This window comes from Mesorhizobium sp. M7A.F.Ca.CA.002.09.1.1 (assembly GCF_003998555.1).
Classification (GTDB): Bacteria; Pseudomonadota; Alphaproteobacteria; order Rhizobiales; family Rhizobiaceae; genus Mesorhizobium; species Mesorhizobium ciceri.
On the sequence record NZ_RZRR01000489.1, the window covers coordinates 1 to 4,210 of the forward strand.

2 protein-coding genes are annotated in these 4,210 nt (G+C 62.9%); one reads left to right on the forward strand and one right to left on the reverse strand.

Translation table 11 applies throughout. The features are described 5' to 3' along the window. Positions 1-1,896: histidine kinase dimerization/phospho-acceptor domain-containing protein (locus EN994_RS20350; RefSeq protein WP_127307757.1), on the forward strand; the 1,896-nt coding region annotated here is incomplete at its 5' end. Between the two features lie 324 nt (positions 1,897-2,220). Here EN994_RS20350 and EN994_RS20355 read toward each other — a convergent pair. After that, on the reverse strand, positions 2,221-4,179 hold the full coding sequence (locus EN994_RS20355) for an acetoacetate--CoA ligase (RefSeq protein ID WP_063170466.1): 1,959 nt from the start codon (positions 4,177-4,179) through the stop codon (positions 2,221-2,223). Between the last annotated feature and the right edge of the window lie 31 nt (positions 4,180-4,210).

Below are 4,210 nucleotides of genomic sequence, written 5' to 3' on the forward strand. Positions count from 1 at the left end.
CACCCGGACGAAGCGGCTCGTGAAGCCCCCCCTGGGATGAATGTGACGGGCTCGTTGCTGGACTATGCCGGCCAAGATGACGAACGTGGCCCCGTGGCGGCGGAACCAGAGAACACCGCTGCGGTTTCGCCCGGCGAAGAGCCTGAAGCCACTGACGCGACACATGATGTCCTCGATGACGACAGCATGACGTCAGCAGATTTTCGCGATGCCGAAGACAGCGAGGATTGGGCGCAGCCCGACGAGGAAGCCGCATCGCCTGACGAGCAGGCGGTTGCCGCGCAGGCCGTCAATGCAGGCGACGCTGCGGAAATACGCGTCGAGCGCCCTCGCCTGCAGGTTCCGCCGCTCAAGGCCGAAGGGTTCGTGCCGTCGGCGTTTTCCGCCGGAGATGAACACAAGGCCCCGGACACGTCGCTGCTCGGTAAGCTGCCCGTGCCGCTGCTCATCCATTCCGGAGACCAGTTGCACTATGCGAACGAGGAATTCCTCAGCCTGACCGGCTACGAGGCGCTCGACGATCTGGCGGATGCCGGCGGCCTCGGCGCGTTGTTTGCCGACCCCTATGCCGACGACGGCGTTTCCGACGGCACCGATCGCGCGCTGCGGTTGAAGACGCGTGATGGACAGGAATTCCCGATCGAGGCCATTTTGCGCTCTGTCCCCTGGCGCGACGGCAAGGCGCTGATGCTGGTCGTGCGACGCTCCGGCGAGGATGATGCGCCGGCGAGCCTGCATGTGGTTGGCGACGAGCAGACGCAGCCGGATATTTCCGAGCTCAAGGTGCGCATCGCCGAGATGCGCACCATTATCGACACCGCCACCGACGGCGTCGTGCTGATCGGCCGTGACGGCACCATCCGATCGATCAGCCGGCCGGCCGAAGCACTGTTCGGCTTCGACAGCGACGATGTGACCGGCAAGCCGTTCGCCTCGCTGTTTGCCATCGAAAGTCAGCGCGCGGCACGCGACTATCTCAACGGACTGTCCGAGCCCGGCGTGGCGAGTGTCATGAACGACGGCCGTGAGGTGATCGGTCGCGAATCGCAAGGCCGCTTCATTCCGCTGTTCATGACCATCGGCCGGCTGCCCAACGACAGCGGCTTCTGCGCCGTCGTTCGCGATATCACGCAGTGGAAGCGGGCCGAAGAGGACTTGACGCAGGCACGTGCGGTGGCCGAGCGCGCGTCCTCGCAGAAGACCGATTTCCTCGCCCGCATCAGCCACGAGATCCGCACCCCGCTCAACGCCATCATCGGCTTTTCCGAACTGATGGTCGACGAGAAGTTCGGACCTGTCGCCAACGACCGCTACCGCGACTATCTGCGCGACATCAACCGCTCGGGCAATCATGTGCTCGACCTGGTCAACGACCTGCTCGACATCTCCAAGATCGAGGCCGGCCAGCAGGAGATGGCCTATGAGGCGGTGTCGCTCAACGACACGCTGGCCGAGACGGTGGCGATGATGCAGCCGCAGGCCAATCGCGAACGGGTCATCATCCGCTCCAGCTTCGCTTCGCGGCTGCCGGAAGTGGTGGCGGACCTGCGCAGCGTGCGCCAGATCGCGCTCAACATCCTGTCGAATGCCATCCGCTACACCCAGGCCGGCGGCCAGGTGATCGTCTCGACCGCCTATGAGACGTCGGGCGACGTCGTCATGCGGGTGCGCGACACCGGCATCGGCATGAGCCATGCCGAGATCGAGCAGGCGCTGAAGCCGTTCAAGCAGATCAACGCGCTGAAGCGCGGACGCGGCGACGGCACCGGGCTTGGACTGCCTTTGACCAAAGCGATGGTGGAAGCCAACCGTGCCCGGTTCACCATCAATTCGACCCCGGGCGAAGGCACCTTGGTCGAGGTCGCTTTTCCATCGACCCGTGTGCTCGCGGAATAGATCAGCCCTCCACGCTTCGATCCCGATAAAAAGAAAAAGGCGCCCAAAGGCGCCTTAAGAGATGGGATTGCTGTCACAACGGGGGCTTGAGCGAATTCGGATCCTCGGGGCTGAGGAACGGGATTTCTCCCTCAAGTTACCTGCGACTATCGACGCCGGACCTTAACAACCCCTTACCGGGGCGCCGGAAAATTTACGAATGTGTACCACTCATGAAATCTAGGTAAATTCTAGCGAGATATTTCGTTAACCATTCCGAAGTCACTTTTTCATACGTGTCGTTGCCTCAAAACCGGGCCACTTTTGAGCGACATGCATTAGCAGCTACTCGGCCAATTGCGGCAGGTTCTTGAACAGCTCAAGCGCCTCTGGATTGGCGAGCGCCTCCTTGTTCTTGATGGCGCGGCCATGCACCACGTCGCGCACCGCAAGCTCGGTGATCTTGCCCGACTTGGTGCGTGGGATGTCGGTGACGGCGACGATCCTTGCCGGCACGTGACGCGGGCTCGCGCCGCTACGGATTTTTGCCCGTATGCGTTTTTCCAGATCCTCGTCGAGCTGCACGCCGGCGGCCAGGCGCACGAACAGGATGACGCGCACGTCGTTGTCGAAGTCCTGTCCGATGCACAATGCTTCCAGGATCTCAGGCATCTGCTCGACCTGATTGTAGATCTCCGCCGTGCCGATCCTCACCCCGCCCGGGTTGAGCGTGGCGTCGGAGCGGCCATGGATGATGAGGCCGCCATGCTCGGTCCATTCGGCGAAATCGCCATGACACCAGACATTGTCGAAGCGCTCGAAATAGGCCGCCCGGTACTTCTTGCCATCGGGGTCGTTCCAGAAGCCGATCGGCATCGCCGGAAAGGCTTTTGCGCAGACCAACTCGCCCTTCTCCTGTCGGACCGGCCTGCCGTCGTCGTCCCAGACATCGACGGCCAGGCCGAGGCCGGGTCCCTGGATCTCGCCGGTCCAGACCGGCTGCGTCGGCACGCCGAGCACGAAGCAGGAGACGATGTCGGTGCCGCCGGAGACCGAGGCCAGATGTACGTCCTTCTTGATGCCGTCATAGACAAAGCGGAAATCTTCCGGCGACAGCGGCGAGCCGGTGGAGGAGATTGCCCGCACAGTGGACAGATCATGCGTGCGGATCGGCTTGAGGCCGGCCTTGCGCACGGAATCGATGAACTTGGCCGAGGTGCCGAGGAAAGTCATCTTCTCGGCATCGGCGAAATCGAACAGCACATTGCCGTCGGGGTAGAAGGGCGAACCGTCATAGAGCAGCAGCGTCGCACCCGAAGCGAGCCCCGACACCAGCCAGTTCCACATCATCCAGCCGCAGGTGGTGAAGTAGAAAAAGCGGTCGCCGTCGGTGAGACCGGCATGCAGCCGGTGTTCCTTGACATGCTGGATCAGCGTGCCGCCGGCCGAATGGACGATGCATTTGGGAATGCCGGTCGTTCCCGACGAAAACAGGATGTAAAGCGGATGCGAAAACGGCAGCGGCTCGAAGGCGACGGGCTTGCCGGCGAAGGGCGACAGCGCCTCTTCCAGCGCCACCGCCTTGTCGATGATCCCGGCGACATCGCTCGATGTGCCGAGATAGTCGACGACCAGGATCTTGCGGACAGTGCCGAGCTTGGCCGCGACCGCGGCGATCTTGTCGGCGACTTCGATCGCCTTGCCATTGTACCAATAGCCATCCGGCGCGATGAAGACGACGGGCTCGATCTGGCCGAACCTGTCGAGCACGCCCTGCTCGCCGAAATCGGGAGAGCAGGACGACCAGACGGCGCCGACCGAGGCGGCGGCCAGCATGGCGGCGACGGTCTCCGGCATGTTGGGCATCATGGCGGCAATGCGGTCGCCCTTCTTCACCTTGAGCGACAGGAAAAGCTGCTGCAGCCGCGAGGTCAGCGCGTGCAACTCGTTCCAGGACAGCCGGCGCTCGACCTTGTCTTCGCCGCGAAACACGATTGCGTCGCCTGAGCCGGTCTTCTTCAGCAGATTCCCGGCGAAATTCAGTGTCGCATCGGGAAAGAAAGAAGCGCCGGGCATCTTGTCGCCGTCGACGAGCAGCTTGTCGCCCTTGTCGCCGACGATGCCGCAGAAATCCCAGACCAGGCTCCAGAACCCTTCACGGTCCTCGACCGACCAGGCGTGAAGCTGCGAATACGAGGAAAACGCTACGCCGGCTTTGACTCCGGCGGCTTTGGTGAAGGCGGTCAAGGGTGCTGCGTCAATCTGGTCTTGCGTCGGGGTCCAGAGCGGTTGTTCGGCAGCCATGATCGTTCCTCCACGGTCGCCATCGCTTATG

Coding starts and splice junctions, on each gene's coding strand:
- EN994_RS20355 (WP_063170466.1), bottom strand. CDS start 4,179: ATGGCTGCCGAACAACCGCTCTGGACCCCGACGCAAGACCAGATTGAC.